Consider the following 18,660-nt stretch of genomic DNA (forward strand, 5'->3'; position numbering starts at 1 on the left):
CGAGAGATATTTATGAGTGATTATGATTTTGATTTGTTTGTTATTGGCGCGGGCTCCGGCGGCGTCCGGGCCGGGCGGCTGGCCGCCCAGCTTGGCAAAAAAGTCGGCGTGGCAGAGGAAAGCCTGCCGGGCGGAACCTGTGTGGTACGCGGCTGCGTCCCCAAAAAGTATTTGGTTTACGGAGCTGATTTTGGGGGTGCGATTAAAGACGCGCAAAAGTTTGGTTGGAATTTGAAGGACGTGAATTTTGACTGGCCGACGTTGCGTGACTCTGTACAAACAGAAGTCTCAAGATTATCCGGTATCTACTCTACATTATTGGAAAAGAATGGCGCGAAAGTTTTTCGGGAGCGCGCTGAATTTGTCGACGCTCATACCCTGAAACTGTGCGACAGCGGCAAAACAGTCACGGCCGAAAAAATTCTTATTGCGACAGGTGGACGTCCGTGGGTCCCCGAGATCACAGGGATCGAGCACGCTATCGTCTCTGATGATGCCTTCACCCTTGATGAACTCCCCGAACGTGTTGTGATTATTGGCGGCGGTTATATCGCCTGCGAATTTGCGGGGATATATGCTGGGCTAGGCTGTAAAACCACACAGGTTTATCGTGGTGGCCGTCTGCTGCGCGGTTTTGATCCTGAGATCCGCGATGAAGTCGGCGCCGCTCAAGAGCATAACGGCATCACAACGAAGTTTAATGCATCACCCACCGCCATAAAGAAAACCGGAGGCGGCTATATTGTCTCTTTCGATGACGGGTCAAAGATCGGTACTGATTTGGTGTTTATGGCAACAGGGCGAAAGCCGAACACCAATGGGCTTGGTCTTGATAACGCCGGGGTGAAGATCGCGGAAAACGGCGCGGTAAAGGTCGATAAATACTCGAAAACATCTCAGAGCAACATTTACGCTGTTGGAGATGTGACCGACCGCGTCAATTTAACCCCTGTGGCTATTCGCGAAGGAGTGGCTTTCATTGACACGGTGTATAACGGCAAGAAAACGGCCTATGACCACACCAACGTCGCCAGCGCCGTATTCACTCGGCCGCCCATTGGCGTCGTCGGTATGACTGAACCGGAAGCACGAGAAAAACACGGGGATGATGTCACGATTTATTCAACACATTTCCGGACAATGAAAAATGTTTTGGCGGACAAACCCCAAAAAGTTTTCATGAAGTTGATCACAACAGGCAAGAAGGAAACCGTCATCGGGATTCACATTCTGGGGGATGACAGTCCTGAAATCATTCAAGCTTTAGGTATTTGCGTGAAAGCCGGCCTTAGCAAAGAAGAATTCGATCTGACCTGCGCCGTTCACCCGACGACAGCGGAAGAAATTGTGACATTGAAGCCGCGTGAACCGAATAAAACGACAGTCGTGACATAATTTCACCCGAATATTGCGCTTAACGAAGGTTTAACAACGGGTTTTATACAGTCACGACTTTATAATCATGACCTCTTCTTCCAAAGTAAATTGAAGGGCTCCATGATTCGTTTAAGACGCTATTGAGCGCAAGATTGGGGAGAGGAACCAAAATGACTTCAAATCAGGATCAGTTTTCCCCGGACATGGAAACAGAGGATGAAACCCTCACGCCCTTTGACGTGCGGGACAGTTCCGGCCGTCAGGGCCTGATAAAGCTCTTGATAGGCACCGTTGTTTTATTGGCGATCGCCTTCTTGCTCTTGAAATTTTATCAGCCGGGAACCCGCGACCGGGATACGCCGCCTTTGATTACGGCGGAAAACACGCCGTTCAAAGTAACGCCGGAAGATCAAGAAGGTATGCAGGTTCCTGATCAGGATCGCGGCGTGTTCGATGTCATGAACGGCGAATCGCCGGAAGAGACTGTTACAGAGGCGCAGTCTCCTGAAATCCCTATCACGCTCCCGGAAAATAATCAGCAGGTTGAAACGCCGCCTGCCGAGGATCAACCGTCTGGCGCAAATATTCAACTGGACCCGCCGGCCGGACAATCTGATACGGCGCCGAGCGAACCAGTAGAAACGCCTCCTTCCACACCGGTTCAAGACCCTGTCGTCGCCCCTCCACAGTCTGGAAGTAGCAATTACGTTGTGCAAGTCGCGTCTGTTCGCTCTGAGGCGGATGCTCAGAAAGTCTGGTCTGATTTGGAAACCCGCTTTTCTTCTTTGCTGCCCGCGGGTGTTTACGTAGACATCAAGCGCGTAAACCTGGAGGAAAAAGGGATTTATTTCCGAACGCGCGTTGCAGGCCTCGCTGACAAGGCGGCCGCAAATTCACTTTGCAATTCTTTCAAGTCTTCTGATCAAGCCTGTTTCGTGACGACAAAATAAATGTCGCCTCTTTCCGTCATTCTTGGGCTTTCAGGTCCTGTTTTGACCGAAAGCGAGCGTGCCTTTTTTCGCGACTCTGACCCTTGGGCGTTCATTCTGTTTTCTCGGAATATTGAAACGCCGAAGCAGGTCAAAAAACTCTGCGCGCAGCTTAGAGAGTCTGTGGGTCGGGATTGCCTGATCTTCGTCGACCAAGAGGGCGGCCGTGTGCAACGTTTGAAAGCCCCGCACTGGCCCACCTATCCAGCAGCCTCTCGTTTTGGTGATTTATACGATAGGGAGCCTGCAAAGGGGCGGCGGGCGGCGTTTCTGTCTTACCGCCTCATCGCCGATGATTTGCGCCAACTGGGCATTACGGCGGATTGCGCGCCGGTTCTGGACTTACCACAGCCAGAGGCAGATCCCATCATATCTGACCGAGCATTTTCAACGCGTCTCGACGCCATTATCGATATGGCCCATAGCTGTATGGCAGGCTTGATGATGGGCGGCGTTGCCCCGGTTATTAAACATATTCCCGGCCATGGACGCGCCGAAGTTGATAGCCACAAAGCGTTGCCAAAAATCTCAACAGGCCTGAAAACTCTACGAGACAGCGACTTTCTCCCTTTTCAGGCCTTCAAAGACGCCCCCATGGCGATGACCGCCCATGCGGTCTATCTGGACCATTCCAAAACCGCCGTGACAGTCTCGAAGAAAGGGATGAAAGACCTCATTCGCGACGCGATTGGATTTGACGGGCTGGTCATGAGTGATGATTTGGATATGAAGGCCCTGACGGGCAGCCTAACCCGCAAAACAGAACGCGCTCTCGGAGCAGGCTGCGATATAGCCCTGCAATGTTCCGGTAAGATGAAAGATATGGTCGAGGTCGCCAAAGGGGCAGGGCGCCTCGAAGCCGCCGCATATAGACGGGCTGCTGTCGCTGAAAACTGCGCTGACTCCTTGACCAAATTTGATCGAAAATCTGCCGAAGCCGAATTTAATGGCCTCATGGGCAGTCTCATATGACGGCCGAGGAGTTTCAGGAAGACCTCGAATTCGAGGCAGCGACAGATGCCTCTGACGAGGGGGAGGGACTAATCCTCGACATTGAGGGGTATGAAGGCCCTCTTCACCTTCTGCTTGAGTTGGCGCGCAAACAAAAAGTAGACTTGGCCCGGCTGTCTATTCTTGAGCTGGCCGAGCAATATATCGCCTTCATTAAATCCGCCCAACACTTGCGGATTGAATTGGCCGCCGACTATTTGGTGATGGCGGCGTGGCTGGCTTATTTAAAGTCCAAGCTCATTTTGCCAAAAGACGAGCAGGGCGAAGTCACAATGGAAGCCGAGGAAATGGCCGCTCACTTCGCGTTTCGTCTGGAACGTCTGGCCGCTATGCGCGCCGCCGCGGAAGGCCTGTTCAGATTGCCGCAAGTCGGACAAAACGTTCACAAACGCGGTATGCCCGAAGGCCTGCGCTCCCGTACCTCACCACTATACGAAGCCGAAATTTTTGATCTCTTACAAGCTTACGGGACGTCCCGCTCTCGCTCAGCGTTTAAAAATCACAAACTCCCTAAGCCCAAAGTCCTGAGCCTTGAGGATGCGCGTGAACGCCTTCGCCGGGCTCTCAAAAATTCTGGTGCTTCACTGGAAGAGTGGACGGCGTTAGAAGGGCTTCTGCCGCAAAACACGGAGCTTGACGTAGATGTGCCCACAGCCTCCATCAAGGCGAGCTCCCTTCTCGCCAGCCTCGAATTAGCGAAAGAGGGCGATATTGAACTTCGTCAATCCGGGGTGTTTTCACCAATTTTTGTCCGTTCCAGACAGGGAGAACGAAGCTGATGTCCAATTCATCCGATAGAGTGGAAAGTGCCAAGGACGGTATCGAAAGCGGCATCGTCCAGATCAGTGACAGATTAAAACCATCCGGCGACGTTGAGGCGGTAGAATCTGATTTGCGATTACTCGAAGCGCTCCTATTTGCCGCCGTTGAACCGATTGACACAAAGACCCTCAGAGACCGAATGCCGGAAGAGGCCGATGTCGGGGCTCTCTTGGCGCGTTTATCTCGGGATTATGCAGGTCGGGGCGTCAATTTGGTTCGCGTGGCGGATCGCTGGCGGTTTCAAACAGCGCCTGATCTCGAACATCATCTTACCGATGTGAAAGAGGCCCCGCGTAAATTGTCCAATGCGGCGCTCGAAACCTTGGCTATTATTGCTTATCATCAACCCGTTACGCGAGCCGAGATTGAAGATGTTCGCGGTGTTGCGGTGAGCCGGGGCACGCTAGACGTTCTGATGGAACTCGGCTGGATTAGACTGCGCGGGCGTCGACGCACGCCGGGTCGCCCTGTAACATATGGTACAACGGATGAGTTTTTGGGCCATTTCAATTTGGAAACTATTACGGATTTACCGGGACGGGACGATCTCAAAGCGGCGGGCCTTCTTGATCCTCGCTTGCCCAAGGATTTTGAAATGCCTGAACCGAAAATGATGGACGACATAAGCACCGACGAAGATCCCCTTGAAATGGAAACAGAGGATCCGAATTTCTTCGAAGACTTCTTGGGAGAGGATGACGAGGATTAGGACTTAGACGCGAACCTCGAATTTTGTGAATGAACACAGTTTCCTTCTGTTGCGCCTTTTTAGTCAGGGCGCTAAGCTAAAGGCAAATAAAGGATAAAGTTATGGCTCTGGGCCCTTGGCAAATTATTATTATTCTCGTCATTGCCGTACTGGTTTTCGGTGGTCGCGGAAAAATCAGCTCTATCATGGGAGATATGGGGAAAGGCATTACCAGCTTTAAAAAAGGCCTGAAAGACGGCACCGAAGAAGAAAAAGACGCTTCGGAAGATGCAATTAATGTCACTCCTAAAAAAGAGAAGTCGTCCAAATAGCCCTTCAACTGAGGCTCCCAAATGGGCCTGAGGCCCTGAACCCATAGGGATTTTCCATGCTTCCGCAGCTTGGTTTCGCAGAAATGATTGTGCTTGCGCTTCTGGCCATTATTGTGGTCGGGCCAAAAGACTTACCTAAACTTATGCGCTCGTTCGGCAATTTTATGGCCAAAGTCAGGGGGTTAGGGCAAGAGTTTAAAGACGCCTTTCATGAAATGGGGGCTGAAGACGAGATTGCGGAAATGCGCAAAGAGTTGGAAGACCTGAAGAAAATGGGGTCTGTAGATAGTCTGACGGGCGGTCTGGACGGAGAAATGAGATCTCTGGATAGAGACCTTCGCGACGCTGTTAATCCGAAACCCAAGTCGAACCCAAAGACAACTCCGCCGGAAACGACGCCGGAACTTGAGTCCGGTCAAAAGCCAGAGCCTGAACCTAAGCGGGATTTGAAAAACAAGACGGATTCTGCTGAATGAGTGACGTCAAAAAGATTGCTTCTGAAGAAGATGAAGTCGATGCCAGCCGCGCACCCCTTATGGAGCATCTTTTAGAGCTTCGTTCACGCCTCATTCGATGCGTTCTAGCGCTTGTGCTAGGATGTATTGCCTGCATTCCGTTTCTAAGGCAGATCATTCAAGGCTTAATGTGGCCATTTGAACAAGCGGTTGTCCGGTATAATGCGGCGCAATTAGAAGCCAGGCTTCCCGAGCTCGACCTGGGACTGATTGCAACGCACCCTCTCGAAACTTTTTTCGTGAAATTAAAAATCGCTTTATTTGGCGGAATTGTTTTGGCTTTTCCAGTCTTTGCGTATCAAATCTATCGTTTTATTGCGCCGGGTTTATACAAAAATGAGCGGGGCGCTTTTCTACCGTTTCTCATCGTGTCGCCGATCCTTTTCATCATGGGAGCCTCGCTCGTTTTCTATTTTGTGTTCCCTTATGTGATGGAGTTTGCTCTCAACCAACAAGCGATTGGAGAAGGTCAGCGAATTGATCTGATGACGAAAATCAGTGATTATCTCAGTCTGGCTATGACTCTCTTTTTGGCTTTTGGATTATCATTCCAACTGCCAGTCATCTTGTCGCTTTTAGGTCGCGTCGGAATTGTCTCGGCGAAACAGCTAAAATCCGCCCGAAAATACGCATTATTTGGGATAGCTGTATTTGCTGCTTTCGTAACTCCGCCGGACCCTATTACACAGCTTGTCCTCGGCTCCGCCATTTACTTACTCTACGAAATTTCTATCTTCTCCGTCCAATTGTTGGAAAAAAAACAAGCCGAAGCGGAAAAATAAGCCTTACGGCTTGCTAAATGTTTTAAGCATTTTAATGTTTCGAAACTCTTTTTTAACCCTGATTGTTCATAAATTGCCAATTAAAGCCGCTTTTTACAGGATAGGCCCATGCGCAGTTTAGTTTTCGCCACGACACTAACGTCTCTTCTCTTTGCCTCTTCAGCCGTGTTGGCTCAAGATTCAGTTCAGGATCAGGATAAACTCAAGCCCCGGGTTTATGGGAGCCTGGACGCCGGAAAAAAAGTTCAAAAGACATCTGTTCAAACTAAAGGGACTGTCTCTGATGCTGAGCTAGAACGCGTTATCGAAGAGGCGGCCCGAATTCGCGGCTATCGGCAAGGCGTCCAAGACGCAACGAGAGCACTGACGGGCGCTGCACAGACGCCTGGAACACCTGGGAAAGCTCAAGCCGTTAAAGCAAATGCTTCCGTGAACCAGTCCCATGTCGTCAAGAAAGGGGAGACGCTTTATAATCTCTCAAAGCGTTATAACGTCAAAATCTCTGATATCCGTTCAGCTAACGACCTGACTGGGAACAAGATTGATTTAGGGCAGACCTTAATGATCCCTTCGCAAAGCAAAACCCTCTCCTTAAATACGGAGACGTCGCAGCCTGTTCTAGCTCAGGCTCCAGTGAAAGATACGGGCGTAATAAAGACCTCACCCGAAGCCGTGAAACGTGTCGTTCTGCCCGTTCAAGCCGAAACCAACGCTGTATATGCAGTCCTGCCAAAAGATACGTTATACAGCATTTCCCGCCGCTCCTGCGTGAAGATTGAAGACTTGGCGACGGCGAATAATATCTCCGACCCCAGCACTTTAAAGCCCGGGCAGAAACTGAACCTTCCCGAAGGTCACTGCCTCACGCGTTAAACCAACCATTCCGTTTTGGAAAAGGGGCGCCACTACAGTTTTGCCGCCCCTTTTCGTTGCAATCAAAACTGACGTCCCTATATAGGCCCAGAAGAAAAACACTAATTTAGCTATTCGATTTTTTTGTTGGGGACACAATATGTTCGCATTAATAATGCAATCCGCGCCCGCAGGCGGCCTAGGTCAACTCGCAGGCTCTATCTTACCTTTCGTTCTGATCGGTTTGATTTTTTACTTCTTGATTATCCGTCCACAAAATCAGCGGTTAAAAGCCCATAAACAACTGCTATCCGAAATCGTCCGGGGTGATACAATCGTCACAAATGGCGGTCTTGTCGGAAAAGTGAAGCGTGTTGACGAAGAAGAGCTAACGGTTACGTTTGGCGATAACGACATCAAAGTCATTCGCACCATGATTGCAGATGTCCGAAACCGGACGGTCGCCGCAAACGACAAAAAGTAGTTTTAAACTCCGCCGCGACTTGTCGCGGCGTTTTATTTAGGGTCTGACAATGCTGTTTTTCTCCCGCTGGAAAGTTACTCTGATTCTTGGCGCCGTTTTGTTGGGGATCTTATTCGCTCTGCCGAATGCCCTGCCATCTGATGTCAGATCGAAGCTTCCGGCGCCCATGCAGCGTACATTGAATTTGGGTCTCGATCTTCAAGGCGGCGCGCATATGCTCCTCGAAGTAGACTTGACGAGCGTCATGGAACAAGCGCTTGATAATGAAAGAGAAAACATCCGGATTGGGTTTTCCGATGAACGGATTCGCGCTGAATTTATCCGTGTAGAAGATAATGCCGTTGTCGGTCGACTTCGCGATGCGGCGGATATGCCCGCGGCAATGTCGGTTTTACGGTCACAATCAGAACTGATTGATCAGACCTCCTTGAACCAAGAGCGAACAACCTCCGTCGAGCAACAGGGGGATAAAGGCTTCCGAGTAGAAATTACAGAGGCCAATATTGAGGCCATACAGACGCGAACTATCGCTCAGTCCATCAATGTTTTGCGCCGCCGTATTGACCCGACTGGCACCACGGAAATGACGCTGGCACGGGAAGGGGATGACCGTATCTTGCTACAAATTCCCGGTGCAAAAAATATAGATGAAATCAAAGACCGGATTAACAAGACGGCTAACCTCTCTTTTCATTTGGTTCGCAAAGAATCGGACAGTGATGCGATGATACGCGCGGCTGTCGAAAATGACCGCGTTCCTCCAGGGGCGGCCTATTTCCCCATGCAAGACGGCTTTAGTGGTCTGATTGTTGACAAACGCACGCGCATTACCGGTGAATGTTTGAAGTCTTCCTCCGAAGGTCTGCACCCTCAAAACAATTATCCCATCGTGAACTTCAACTTTAATATTAAGTGCGCGCGTCTGTTCGGCGATATGACAGCCCAAAATATCGGCCAGAGATTTGCGGTTGTTTTGGACAATGAAATCATCACCGCCCCCCGTATTAACGGCGCTATTCCCGGCGGTTCAGGTTTTATTGAAGGCAGCTTTACAATTCAAAGCGCGCGCGATCTCTCCTTGCTTTTGAATGCAGGTGCTTTGCCAGCAAAACTTATTATTGTTGAGGAACGGACTGTCAGTGCGGAACTCGGCAACGATTCAATTCAAGCCGGTAAAATCGCTTCTATCTTGGGCCTCGTCGGCGTCGGATTGTTTATGTGGCTGTCTTACGGCCTACGCTTCGGTACGATTGCTAACCTGGCTCTGTCGGTGAATATCATCCTTATCGCGGCGGCGCTGTCTCTATTTGGCGCGACGCTAACATTGCCGGGGATTGCAGGTATTATCCTTACCATCGGTATGGCTGTGGATGCCAATGTGCTGATTTTCGAGCGTATTCGAGAAGAGGTCCATGTCGGGCGCCCGCCTGTAAATGCGATTGAAACCGGTTACCGCCGTTCATTAGCGCCGATTTTGGATGCAAACATCACCACTTTGATCGCGGCTGTGACGCTTTACTTTGTTGGGTCCGGGCCAATTCGGGGCTTCGCGGTGACCCTCGCTATCGGGATTGTCATGAGTGTATTCACCGCTGTGATTTTTGCACGATTATTGACGGCTACTTGGCTGCGCCGTTCACGTCCTAAAACATTGCCGATTTAGAGGGGCCGACTCATGAAAGATATTTCTCTCGTTCGTATCCTGCCTATGGATTCAAAGGTTCCGTTTATTAATCTTCGGACTTTCGCCGGAATTCTTTCCGTGCTGGCACTTATCGCTTCGATTTTCCTTTTTGCGACACGTGGTCTGAATTACGGAATTGACTTTACAGGCGGGACGGTGATCGAGCTGGATTTTGGACAACAGCCGGAGCCAGATGCCATTCGGGATACGATGGTCAGCCTTGGTTATAGCGGCGCGACTGTTCAAAACATCGCGCCTCCCTCGACGGAAGGCGTGGACTATGAATTTGTCAGGGTCGGTATTCCACTCCAGCCGGAAACGGAAGAAACAGGCGCGACTGCACAACAGGATGCCTTGGCTGAAGTTAAAGCCGGCCTGACCGAGAATGTTGGAACGTTTAGCATCTACAACCAGGGGGTCGTTGGATCAAAAGTCTCAGGCGAGCTTCGTACCAAAGGGGCATTAGCCGTCGGCTTGGCGCTATTTATGGTGCTTGCTTATATCTGGTTTCGATTTGAATGGCAGTTTGGCCTCGGCGCGGTTTTAGCGCTTTTCCATGACGTGATACTGACGATCGGAGTTTTCAGTCTGACGCAGATCGAATTCAACCTCTCTATCATTGCCGCGATTCTAACCATCGTGGGTTACTCGCTCAATGACACCGTGATTGTGTATGACCGTGTTCGGGAGAACTTGCGGAAATATAAAAAGATGCTCATGCCCGAGCTGCTGAACTTGTCGATAAATGACACTCTCAGCCGTACAATATTGACATCCTTCACAACCCTTTTGGCCTTGTTTGCGCTCTACTTCCTCGGCGGAGCGGGCCTTCGCGGCTTCTCATTCGCTATGATTTGGGGGGTTTTCGTCGGGACATATTCGTCCATCTTTGTCGCGTCACCGCTTCTTTTGATTTTGAACCTGAAACGCGGCGTCAATACCGGAAATCCGGAAAAGGCGGAGGCTTAGAGCCTTCGAAGGCCTTTTGGCGTTATCGCCAGTAGGGCTCGCCCTGTGACAGCGTCAAAGGGCTGGACTCCGATTTTCTCAGACGGCGTCGAGTGCGGATTATCTCCGGCAAACCAAAGCCCGGACTCATCCCGTCGGTTTAGGCGTTTCACAAGCCTGCCCAGGCGATCATGTTCTAAGACATAAATAAACCCCGCCCGCAGCTTTTTCTGCGACCGGGGTTTTTTAGAAAGGATGTAATCGCCGTTTACGAGGGTAGGGGACATGCTGTCTCCCTCCACACGAATTAGGCGAAACACGGTTTTGACCTAGAGGTCAGGTTCGACTACCTCGACTTTAGGCTCGTAAGGGCAAACAACCTTTTTCGTTTTAATGCCCTTCATGTCCCAGAAAACTTCCGCAAATTCATTGCAGGCATCAACGAGCTTCACGCCGTCTTCGCGGTGAAGGTCCTGTTTACAAGCAGAAGCGGCGAGCATGATGTTATGAGCCAGTTCATGCGCATTTGGATGCTTCTCGAGCTTATCGCCCTTCATGAAGTCACCCCAGATAATGCGAGTCTGGTGCTTTGTGTTTTCGGCCATTTCTTCTTTTTTGGCCGTGTTACGGGCGGCTTGCATAGCAAACGCTGTATCGGACAGGCCTTTGTCTTTAAGGCCTAGAAGAATATCCATCTGGCGGAGCGTAGACACTGCGTAATAAGTTACGATGCGCGCATCATAAATACCGCAGGGAATATCGCAGTGAGCAGATGCCCCTTCGATTTTATTATCAAATTTTGAAACTAAATTATGTAACATGTAAATCTCCTTACGAACGATTACGAAGGGCTTTAAAGGCGAAATAGCCTAGACCTGCCAGAACAATAGCTGTGAGAGCCCCGTGAACAGGACTGGACAAGAAATGAATGACTTGCTCGAAACCGGTCATATGAACATGTCCGCCATGGGCGAAGGCCGGTGAGGCAAATCCTGTAAGAGCGGCTGTGGCCGCTGCAATTTTTGCTGATTTTATCATAGAAACACTCTCTCTTCCGTGTTGAAACTAATGTACCCATTGAGTGTAGGGCCTATGGTTTTTAACCACAAGGGGCACATTTAACCTTACGCGCGAAAACGTAAAACGTTGGATATTATTTGATGACATTTCAGTTGCATGACGACGTGACCGAGAGGGTAAAGCAAGCCGATGCCGATCGGGTGCGATCCGCTTACTTTGCGCAGGAAGATGCCCGCCGCCGACTCATGCTCCTTTATGCGTTTCATTTGGAGCTCGCGAAAGTGCCCGAACTGGTCAGCGAGCCTATGATTGGGCAAATCCGATATCAATGGTGGCGGGAGGCCGTCGCCGAGATTTACGAAACCGACGCCGTCCGTAAACACGAAATCACGACGCCGCTGCGGACGCTCCTTTTGGATTATGACGTGCCGCGTTTCTGGATTGATCAGCTTATAGACGGACGGGAGAGAGACATAGATCCCCGACCGTTTGAAACCCTCTCAGAGGCAAAGGATTATAGCGCCAATACCTCTGGGGTTCTGATGAAGATCGCCGTCAAAATTCTCGGCGCCGACCCGCATGGAACGGTCGAACAGGCAGGCACCTCTTGGGGGCTAACCGGACTGGCGCGAGCTTATCCTTATTATCATCAATCCATGTTAAGCGCGGTATCGTTCGACGAGATTTGCGAGGCGGCGAAAAATCAATACGATCTGGCAAAACGCGGGATGGGCGGCGTGAAGACAGATATTTTCCCTGCTATCGCTTATACAGCTCTTATACCGCCTTATCTCAAGCGGCTAACCAAAGTGAGCTTTGATCCCAAAACCGAAGCCGTTACCTATACCGCCTTCGCCAAACAGTCCCGCTTGCTAATTGCAGCCTTGAGAGGCAAAGTCTGATTCAAAACCGCAGAGGGAGTGGGAATGACGTCAGAACGCGTAGAGGCAGGCATTTTGCGCCCTCTTGTACATCAGGGCAAATTGACCTCTGACAACTACCTTTCGGCTCTGGAAACCTTTCGGGATCGGCAATGGTGGGAAAGTTGGGCCATGCGGGCGCTGTTCGCGCTGGCGGTCGGTCATATACTTGCTGGCGTAATCTTTTTCTTTGCGCATAATTGGTTTGGGTTGCCTGATAATTTGAAATTCGGTCTCGTCGGAAGCGGAATAGGTCTGAGCATTTTGCTCTGGTTAACACTTGGGCTGGACAGCCTCGCCGGGAAGAGCTTCGGCATTGTTGCGACGGTTCTGGTCGGCGTGATGTTTGCCGTGTTCGGGCAAGTCTATCAAACCCCCGCTTTACTCCATACGCCTTTTGTTCTCTGGGCGGCCATGACTTTGTCTTTTGCGGCTGTTTCGCGCAATCTGGCGCATTGGGCCGTGTGGATCGTCATCGCGATCGTTGCCATGTTTGCTTATGCCGAGACAGGGTTTTATATCGCAGGTCAGCCACTGGCAGCCGACATGCTCATTCTCGTCGCGGCTCTGTTCAGCGCGGCGGCTGTGCTTATATTGGATAAATTTCTTCGTCCGACTTACCCTTGGGTGAGGGGATCATGGTTTCGACTTTTCTTGATTGCTATCTCGGGAGTTCTTCTCGTGACCGCTTTTACATCAACATTTTGGCCCTGGCGGAGTGACGCATTAAAAGCCTTGTCTTACGGACTGAGCGCGGTTGCGTTTCTAACGGCTCTGGGCTTGGGTCTCTATTTGTATAAATTTCGGCCAACCCTTGCAGGTCTCTCAATTGTGACCTTCACTATGACCGCCATGATCGTCCAGATGGTTCTAAAACTCTTTCAAGATTCCACTTGGCACACAGGCGTCATCTTGATGGTTTTCCTAATCTTTATCGGAATAACCATTGTCTTAGGGGCATTGTTCAAACATTATATGCGGCTCACACATACGGCCGTGGATCCATCTGCAGAAAAAGATGAAACGCCGCGCGACATATCACTCGCAGAGGCCTCAGGCGCCCTCGCAATTCCTGAAAATGACTTATCTGCCCTCCAAGAGGATATCGAAGCGAAAGAAAACCCTTGGTATATAGAGATGTTTTTAGCCTTGGCCGGCATGATAACAGCCGGGTTCGGAGTCGCTTTTTTCGGACTTATCTTTTCTTCTTTTTTAGACTTTGAAAACTTTGGCGTCGCTTTGCTTATAGCAGGCCTGACAGTTTATATCGGAGCGCTCATTTTACGTAGCAACTCAAATCAGGGCTATCTGCGTCACCTCTTGAACACGTTCCTCATGGTGGGGGCCGCGATGCTTATCGGCGGAATCGGTTTGGCCCTGGAACAAAGGTCGGCGTTAAACTGGGGTATCCCGGTCTTTGCCGTTTTAATCTTAACCGCACTCAATATTGCCTTTGTCAGAGACGCAATTATTGAGTTTTTGTCAGCCCTTATCGCGATGGGCACGCTCTATTTTTATCTCGGTTATTACCTCAATATAGCATATTTCGATATTATCCTCGTGGTCTTCGCCACAGGGCTTGCTATGGTTTTTCTCACCCGCGTCTTGAAGAAGCGCCTTCTGACGGCGGCGGCCTCGGCGTTTCTGATTTATCCAGTTCTGGCCTCGTTCTCATTTGGGTTTGACGGTGTGTTTGGCTTTGGAAACCCGACAGAAGGCTATGAGTTTTCCCGCTATACCTATTCTTTTGCGGGTGTCATAATTGCAGCAGCGGCGATAGTGTATTTGAACGTCACCAACCCGGCGTTTAAATCGTGGCGGCCTCCACTTTTCGTCTTGGCACCTCTTCTTATTGTCATTGGGCTGTTTCCCTTTGGCGGGGCGAGTGCGCTACTTTTGATTTTAACCGGGTATATACTCGGTCATAGAACTCTTGCCATTCTCGGCGTTTTGCTGGAAATCTATTACCTCTACATGTTCTATTACGAACTCTCGATCTCTCTCGGTACGAAGTCTTATATTTTAATGGCGGTGGGCGTCGTCTTTCTAGGCGTTTGGTACGCCGCGAACCGACATCAGAATAAGGAGGCTTTGACATGAAAATCATTCGCCTCATCATTATCCTTATCACCACAGCGTTCATCGCCTGGTTATTTGGCAGCCAAATTATTGCTTTGAACAAAGTGCGAGACGACGGACAAACTGTCTATCTGGACTTACGACCCGTTGACCCGCGCGCGCTCATGCTCGGCGATTATATGCGCCTGCGTTATACCGAAGAGCGTGTGCCAGAGGGCAGGGACATAGACGACCTGCCTCCAAAAGGGGCCTTCGTCATGACGCTGAATGAAAATAACGTCGGCAGCTTCTCACATCTTGATTCAAAAGCGAAAATTTCTTCTAATGAAGTAAGGTTCAATTACACCCGCACGAATAGAAGTCTGACCTTCGGCGCGCCGCGTTTTTATTTCGAAAATGGCACAGCACAGACCTATGAGAATGCCAGATACGGTGTGTTCAAAGTCTCTCCAGCAGGAAAAGCCATATTGGTCAATCTGGCGGATGAAAAGTTCAAAACCCTTCGCCCTGATTCAGATTAGTCTTCTAAGCCTTCGCCCAAGGTAGAATGTCGTTAAGCGCTCGCTTGGCCAAAAGCCCCTTACGGAACCGCGTTTTATCTTTACCGCGCAAGCGTTTTCCATCCGGAGACTTATAGACAATCTCTTCTTCCATAGGCGGGAATAGGCCAAAATTCACATTCATCGGCTGAAACTTGGATTTTGGTCCGTCCATAAACCCGCCCGTGACATGCTCCATCAGAGCGCCGAGCGCGGTTGTACGCGGCGGCATATCCATGGTCTGTCCCAACGCTTGCGCTGCAGCGAGTCGGCCCGCGATCAATCCGAACGAGGCGCTTTCGATATAGCCTTCAACTCCCATGATTTGACCCGCAAAGCGAATGTCTTCCCGGCCCTTCAACTGAAGTTGTGAATTCAATAGCTTAGGCGAGTTTATGAAGGTATTTCTGTGTATACCGCCGAGCCGCGCAAAGACCGCCTTTTGCAAGCCTGGAATAGTTTTGAATATCTCTGCCTGCGCGCCGTATTTCATCTTCGTCTGAAAACCGACCATATTGTAGAGCGTGCCAAGGGCGTTATCCTGACGCAGCTGCACAATTGCATGGGCCTTTACGGTTGGATTATGCGGGTTAGTTAGGCCGACGGGTTTCATCGGTCCCCAACGCAATGTCTCGGCGCCGCGAGAGGCCATGACTTCAATCGGCAAACAGCTCTCAAAATAAGGCGTGTCTTTCTCAAAGTCTTTAAACTCGGTCTGATCGGAATTAATGAGCGCCTCGATAAAGGCCTCATATTGCTCTTTATCGAGCGGGCAATTGATATAATCCGCGCCGTCGCCGCCCGGGCCTTTTTTGTCGTAACGCGACTGCATCCACGCAATGTCAAAATCGATACTGTCCTTGTAAACAATCGGGGCAATGGCGTCGAAAAAGGCGAGGCTGTCTTCGCCCGTTGTTTGCAATATATCCTGCGCCAATGCCGGAGCGGTGAGGGGACCTGTCGCAATAATCGTATTGCCCCACTCTTTCGGCGGCAGGCCTTTGACTTCGCCGTATTCGACAGTAACTAACGGGTGTTGTTGCAGGATTGTGGTCACAGCTTCGGAAAACTTGTCCCGGTCAACAGCAAGCGCGCCGCCCGCCGGAAGCTTGGTCATATCACCCATGCCCATAATCAGGCTGTTTGAAAGCCGCATTTCCTCGTGCAAGACGCCGACAGCATTGCCGTGCTTGTCATCAGAGCGGAAAGAGTTTGAGCAAACAAGCTCCGCAAAGCCGCCCCCTTGATGCGCTTCCGTCATGCGCTTCGGGCGCATTTCATGAAGAATAACGGGGACGCCGCGCGAAACGCACTGCCACGCCGCCTCCGACCCTGCTAATCCCGCGCCGATAATATGTACTGCCTTGACCATGGGCGAGGCCATAAGGCAGGACTGTCCTAGATGCAATGTGACAAGCGAGTCGCATGGCAGGAGGGACAGCATGAAAATTGAGTCGAGAAAACCGACAACCCCGTTTGATTTCGGACAAGCCGCCGGAGCGTGGTTTAATACGTCGGACGGAAAAAACTATGCCATACGCCTTTGGGTGTGGCACAGCGCGGCGATATTGGTCGTGCTGATGATCTGCCAGCCTTTAATGCTTCCGCATTATGCTGATATATTAGAAGCGTCCTGGCGCGTGAACCAGCAAACCATGAGCGGTCAATCCTCAGAAGATGTAAGTATGGCCCTCTGGGCAGCCATGGGGCAAGTCGCTCTCCCAACTCTCCTTTTCGTAATTGGTTTAATGGTAACCACCTCTATGGGCGAAAGCGCCTTATACCGAAAATATTTATTAGGGGCAGAGCCTGCGCGGATTCCTATCAGGCTGGATATTCACGCGGGGCGAAACCTTCTGGCGCAGATTGGATTTTACGCTCTTTATATGGCTGTCTATATTTTGGGGTTGCTGGCGATTACAATTATCGGCGGTGTATTCGGGCTATTATTTGCCCCTCTAGGAGCTTTGGTTGCAATTACTGGTATTTTCGCCTTGCTTGTTGTTATGATTGCCTACCCGATACGGTTTGCACCCTCTGCGGCCCTGACCGCTCTTGACGGGAAAACACATGTCTTGGCTACCAGAAAGGTGACCAAACATCGCTTCTGGTCTCTGTTCGGCGTATATCTGGTCGTCTATATTGGCGGGTATATCGGCTATTATGTGGTTAGTTTGATTGGCATGTTGCTGGTGTCCGGTAATCCGGATTTCTTGACGGCGCTGTCCGGATTTGGCGGAGAGAACCCGCGTCCAATCATCGAAGCGACAATCGACCGATTTTCAAATCCACTTTATATGGTCCTGGGTATTGCTGCGATGACAATGATGGCCGCCGCCCTTTCAGCTTGGATTCTTTGGATAGCCGGCGTCTCGGCCTATGCCGTCCGTTGGTGGCACAGCGACGATCCCGCGCAGGCATTTGAGTGACTTTATAGCTTGATTGACATAGCTTGATTGACGCCCTGCAATCTGACGTTTAGTTGTTTTCATCAGGAGGGTTTATGAAGTCATTACTAATGTCGTTGGTCGTTACGCTTGGGCTATCAACTGCTGCCTTTGCAAAGACTCCGCCTGAAATTATGAAGCCTTATAAAGAATACCGTTCGGCTTTGAAGGCAGGCGATGCGGACAGAGCCCGAGAGCATTCCTACGAAGCTTGGCAACAAGCTGAAAAGCTTTTGGGAGACAGTAAGCTTACCGGCGATCTGGCACAAAACTTTGCTGACATTACGAGCGATGCGAAAGATAAAAACCGGGCTGATGCCTTCGAACGTAGTATGGAGCTGGCAAGCTATTACGGCGAAGAGGCCCCCATTACCTGGTTGGATCGAAGCATCCGGCTGGGAAATTACTATAAATCTTATGGCGATTGGCGGAAAATGTTTTCCACTGCCAAAAACATTGCGAAATATGCAGAAGAAAACGGCCTGACAAATTCAACTTTTTATGGAGAAGCCCTCACATTGAAGACCGAATGGTATGTTCGAAAAGGCGACCATGAGAAAACAGAGGAAACGTCTGAAGCCGCGATGAAAGCGTTTGAATCCGCCACGGACGGTGTTGTCAGCATTCAGCCATTGATGGCCACTTTGTACTCTGGCTTTGGCGAGGAAGGCCAAGGCAATGTCATGGATGCCGCCCTCGAATACCAAAAGGTGATGGAGGCAATTGACGGTAAACTCGATCAAGACCACCCCTTATCCGCTCAGGCATTAGGGCGTTGGTCTCACATGCGCTCGAGGTTGTCTGAGGAAGGATTGCTAGAGGAAGCCGAGCAAAAAGGGCTTTGTCAGTGCTGGCCATATGACAAACCTAGGAACGAAGCGCTAAAGCCGATTAAGCGCAAACCGCCGAAAATGCCCCGTGATGCCTATGTCTCTGGCTATTCAATTGTTGAATTTGACCTAGATGATGAAGGTAGGATCATAAACCCTGAAATCCTGATTTCTTGGCCTGAAGATCTCTACGAAGAAGCATCGCTGAAATCTTTGGAGGGTTGGCGATATACAGCTCGTGTCGCTGGAGAAACGGACGCAGACCGTCAGGACCTGATCTCAACGATCAGATACCGATTGACAGACGCCTCAGGAAACATCCTTTACTGATTAAATTAGCC

At 50.4% G+C, this 18,660-nt stretch carries 21 protein-coding genes; 17 read left to right on the plus strand and 4 right to left on the minus strand.

Annotated elements, in window-relative coordinates:
- Positions 1 to 12: 12 nt before the first annotated feature.
- From gor to secF, 12 genes are all read left to right on the plus strand, one after another.
- Entirely contained in the window at positions 13 to 1,395 is a 1,383-nt protein-coding gene (gor, locus tag ACNA05_RS08780; RefSeq protein WP_415811084.1) for a glutathione-disulfide reductase, read from the plus strand.
- A gap of 152 nt (positions 1,396 to 1,547) precedes the next feature.
- Complete coding sequence (locus tag ACNA05_RS08785) at positions 1,548 to 2,327, plus strand: SPOR domain-containing protein (protein WP_415811085.1); 780 nt, start codon at positions 1,548 to 1,550, stop codon at positions 2,325 to 2,327.
- Entirely contained in the window at positions 2,328 to 3,338 is a 1,011-nt protein-coding gene (nagZ, locus tag ACNA05_RS08790) for a beta-N-acetylhexosaminidase (RefSeq protein WP_415811086.1), read from the plus strand.
- On the plus strand, positions 3,335 to 4,156 hold the full coding sequence (locus ACNA05_RS08795; protein ID WP_415811087.1) for a segregation and condensation protein A: 822 nt from the start codon (positions 3,335 to 3,337) through the stop codon (positions 4,154 to 4,156). The genes nagZ and ACNA05_RS08795 overlap by 4 nt, the downstream gene beginning before the upstream one ends.
- Positions 4,156 to 4,908 (plus strand): SMC-Scp complex subunit ScpB, encoded by a 753-nt coding sequence (scpB, locus tag ACNA05_RS08800; RefSeq protein ID WP_415811088.1) that lies wholly within the window; start codon positions 4,156 to 4,158, stop codon positions 4,906 to 4,908. The genes ACNA05_RS08795 and scpB overlap by 1 nt, the downstream gene beginning before the upstream one ends.
- Positions 4,909 to 5,009: 101 nt before the next feature.
- On the plus strand, positions 5,010 to 5,219 hold the full coding sequence (tatA, locus tag ACNA05_RS08805) for a twin-arginine translocase TatA/TatE family subunit (RefSeq protein ID WP_415811089.1): 210 nt from the start codon (positions 5,010 to 5,012) through the stop codon (positions 5,217 to 5,219).
- 56 nt (positions 5,220 to 5,275) lie between these two features.
- Positions 5,276 to 5,695 (plus strand): Sec-independent protein translocase protein TatB, encoded by a 420-nt coding sequence (gene tatB / locus ACNA05_RS08810; RefSeq protein ID WP_415811090.1) that lies wholly within the window; start codon positions 5,276 to 5,278, stop codon positions 5,693 to 5,695.
- On the plus strand, positions 5,692 to 6,516 hold the full coding sequence (gene tatC, locus ACNA05_RS08815; RefSeq protein ID WP_415811092.1) for a twin-arginine translocase subunit TatC: 825 nt from the start codon (positions 5,692 to 5,694) through the stop codon (positions 6,514 to 6,516). Before tatB ends, tatC begins: the two co-directional genes overlap by 4 nt.
- A 108-nt stretch (positions 6,517 to 6,624) precedes the next feature.
- Positions 6,625 to 7,389: a lytic transglycosylase gene (locus ACNA05_RS08820; RefSeq protein ID WP_415811093.1), complete on the plus strand. Its 765-nt coding sequence runs from the start codon at positions 6,625 to 6,627 to the stop codon at positions 7,387 to 7,389.
- Between the two features lie 139 nt (positions 7,390 to 7,528).
- The gene (gene yajC / locus ACNA05_RS08825; RefSeq protein ID WP_415811094.1) at positions 7,529 to 7,852 is read left to right on the plus strand and encodes a preprotein translocase subunit YajC; all 324 of its coding nucleotides are present in this window, start codon (positions 7,529 to 7,531) and stop codon (positions 7,850 to 7,852) included.
- A gap of 49 nt (positions 7,853 to 7,901) precedes the next feature.
- Positions 7,902 to 9,515: a protein translocase subunit SecD gene (gene secD, locus ACNA05_RS08830; protein WP_415811095.1), complete on the plus strand. Its 1,614-nt coding sequence runs from the start codon at positions 7,902 to 7,904 to the stop codon at positions 9,513 to 9,515.
- Positions 9,516 to 9,527: 12 nt separating this feature from the next.
- Entirely contained in the window at positions 9,528 to 10,505 is a 978-nt protein-coding gene (secF, locus tag ACNA05_RS08835; protein WP_415811096.1) for a protein translocase subunit SecF, read from the plus strand.
- Here secF and ACNA05_RS08840 read toward each other — a convergent pair.
- From ACNA05_RS08840 to ACNA05_RS08850, 3 genes are read right to left on the minus strand one after another with little or no spacing between them, the layout of a single operon-like run.
- Positions 10,502 to 10,804 carry a S24 family peptidase gene (locus ACNA05_RS08840; RefSeq protein ID WP_415811097.1) on the minus strand — a complete coding sequence of 101 codons (303 nt, stop codon included), beginning with the start codon at positions 10,802 to 10,804 and terminating at the stop codon, positions 10,502 to 10,504. The genes secF and ACNA05_RS08840 overlap by 4 nt on opposite strands.
- A gap of 9 nt (positions 10,805 to 10,813) precedes the next feature.
- Positions 10,814 to 11,305 (minus strand): superoxide dismutase, Ni, encoded by a 492-nt coding sequence (gene sodN / locus ACNA05_RS08845; protein WP_415811098.1) that lies wholly within the window; start codon positions 11,303 to 11,305, stop codon positions 10,814 to 10,816.
- Between the two features lie 10 nt (positions 11,306 to 11,315).
- The gene (locus ACNA05_RS08850) at positions 11,316 to 11,522 is read right to left on the minus strand and encodes a hypothetical protein (protein ID WP_415811099.1); all 207 of its coding nucleotides are present in this window, start codon (positions 11,520 to 11,522) and stop codon (positions 11,316 to 11,318) included.
- Between the two features lie 122 nt (positions 11,523 to 11,644).
- Between ACNA05_RS08850 and ACNA05_RS08855 the strand changes: the two genes are divergently transcribed.
- From ACNA05_RS08855 to ACNA05_RS08865, 3 genes are read left to right on the plus strand one after another with little or no spacing between them, the layout of a single operon-like run.
- A complete protein-coding gene (locus tag ACNA05_RS08855; RefSeq protein ID WP_415811100.1) occupies positions 11,645 to 12,406 on the plus strand; it encodes a squalene/phytoene synthase family protein in 762 nt (253 codons plus the stop codon).
- A 24-nt stretch (positions 12,407 to 12,430) separates the two neighbouring features.
- Positions 12,431 to 14,524 (plus strand): DUF4401 domain-containing protein, encoded by a 2,094-nt coding sequence (locus ACNA05_RS08860; RefSeq protein WP_415811101.1) that lies wholly within the window; start codon positions 12,431 to 12,433, stop codon positions 14,522 to 14,524.
- Positions 14,521 to 15,024, plus strand: a complete 504-nt coding sequence (locus ACNA05_RS08865) for a GDYXXLXY domain-containing protein (RefSeq protein ID WP_415811102.1) — start codon at positions 14,521 to 14,523, stop codon at positions 15,022 to 15,024. The genes ACNA05_RS08860 and ACNA05_RS08865 overlap by 4 nt, the downstream gene beginning before the upstream one ends.
- Positions 15,025 to 15,028: 4 nt before the next feature.
- Here ACNA05_RS08865 and trmFO read toward each other — a convergent pair whose 3' ends face one another.
- Complete coding sequence (gene trmFO, locus ACNA05_RS08870; RefSeq protein ID WP_415811103.1) at positions 15,029 to 16,414, minus strand: methylenetetrahydrofolate--tRNA-(uracil(54)-C(5))-methyltransferase (FADH(2)-oxidizing) TrmFO; 1,386 nt, start codon at positions 16,412 to 16,414, stop codon at positions 15,029 to 15,031.
- Positions 16,415 to 16,484: 70 nt separating this feature from the next.
- On the opposite strand from trmFO, the gene ACNA05_RS08875 reads away from it, so the two are divergent.
- Both ACNA05_RS08875 and ACNA05_RS08880 read left to right on the plus strand, forming a co-directional pair.
- Positions 16,485 to 17,471, plus strand: a complete 987-nt coding sequence (locus tag ACNA05_RS08875) for a hypothetical protein (RefSeq protein ID WP_415811104.1) — start codon at positions 16,485 to 16,487, stop codon at positions 17,469 to 17,471.
- 74 nt (positions 17,472 to 17,545) lie between these two features.
- Positions 17,546 to 18,649, plus strand: coding sequence for an energy transducer TonB (locus tag ACNA05_RS08880; protein ID WP_415811105.1), 1,104 nt, complete (start codon positions 17,546 to 17,548; stop codon positions 18,647 to 18,649).
- Positions 18,650 to 18,660 lie beyond the last annotated feature (11 nt).

It is taken from the genome of Litorimonas haliclonae (assembly GCF_965138505.1).
GTDB lineage: Bacteria > Pseudomonadota > Alphaproteobacteria > Caulobacterales > Maricaulaceae > Litorimonas > Litorimonas haliclonae.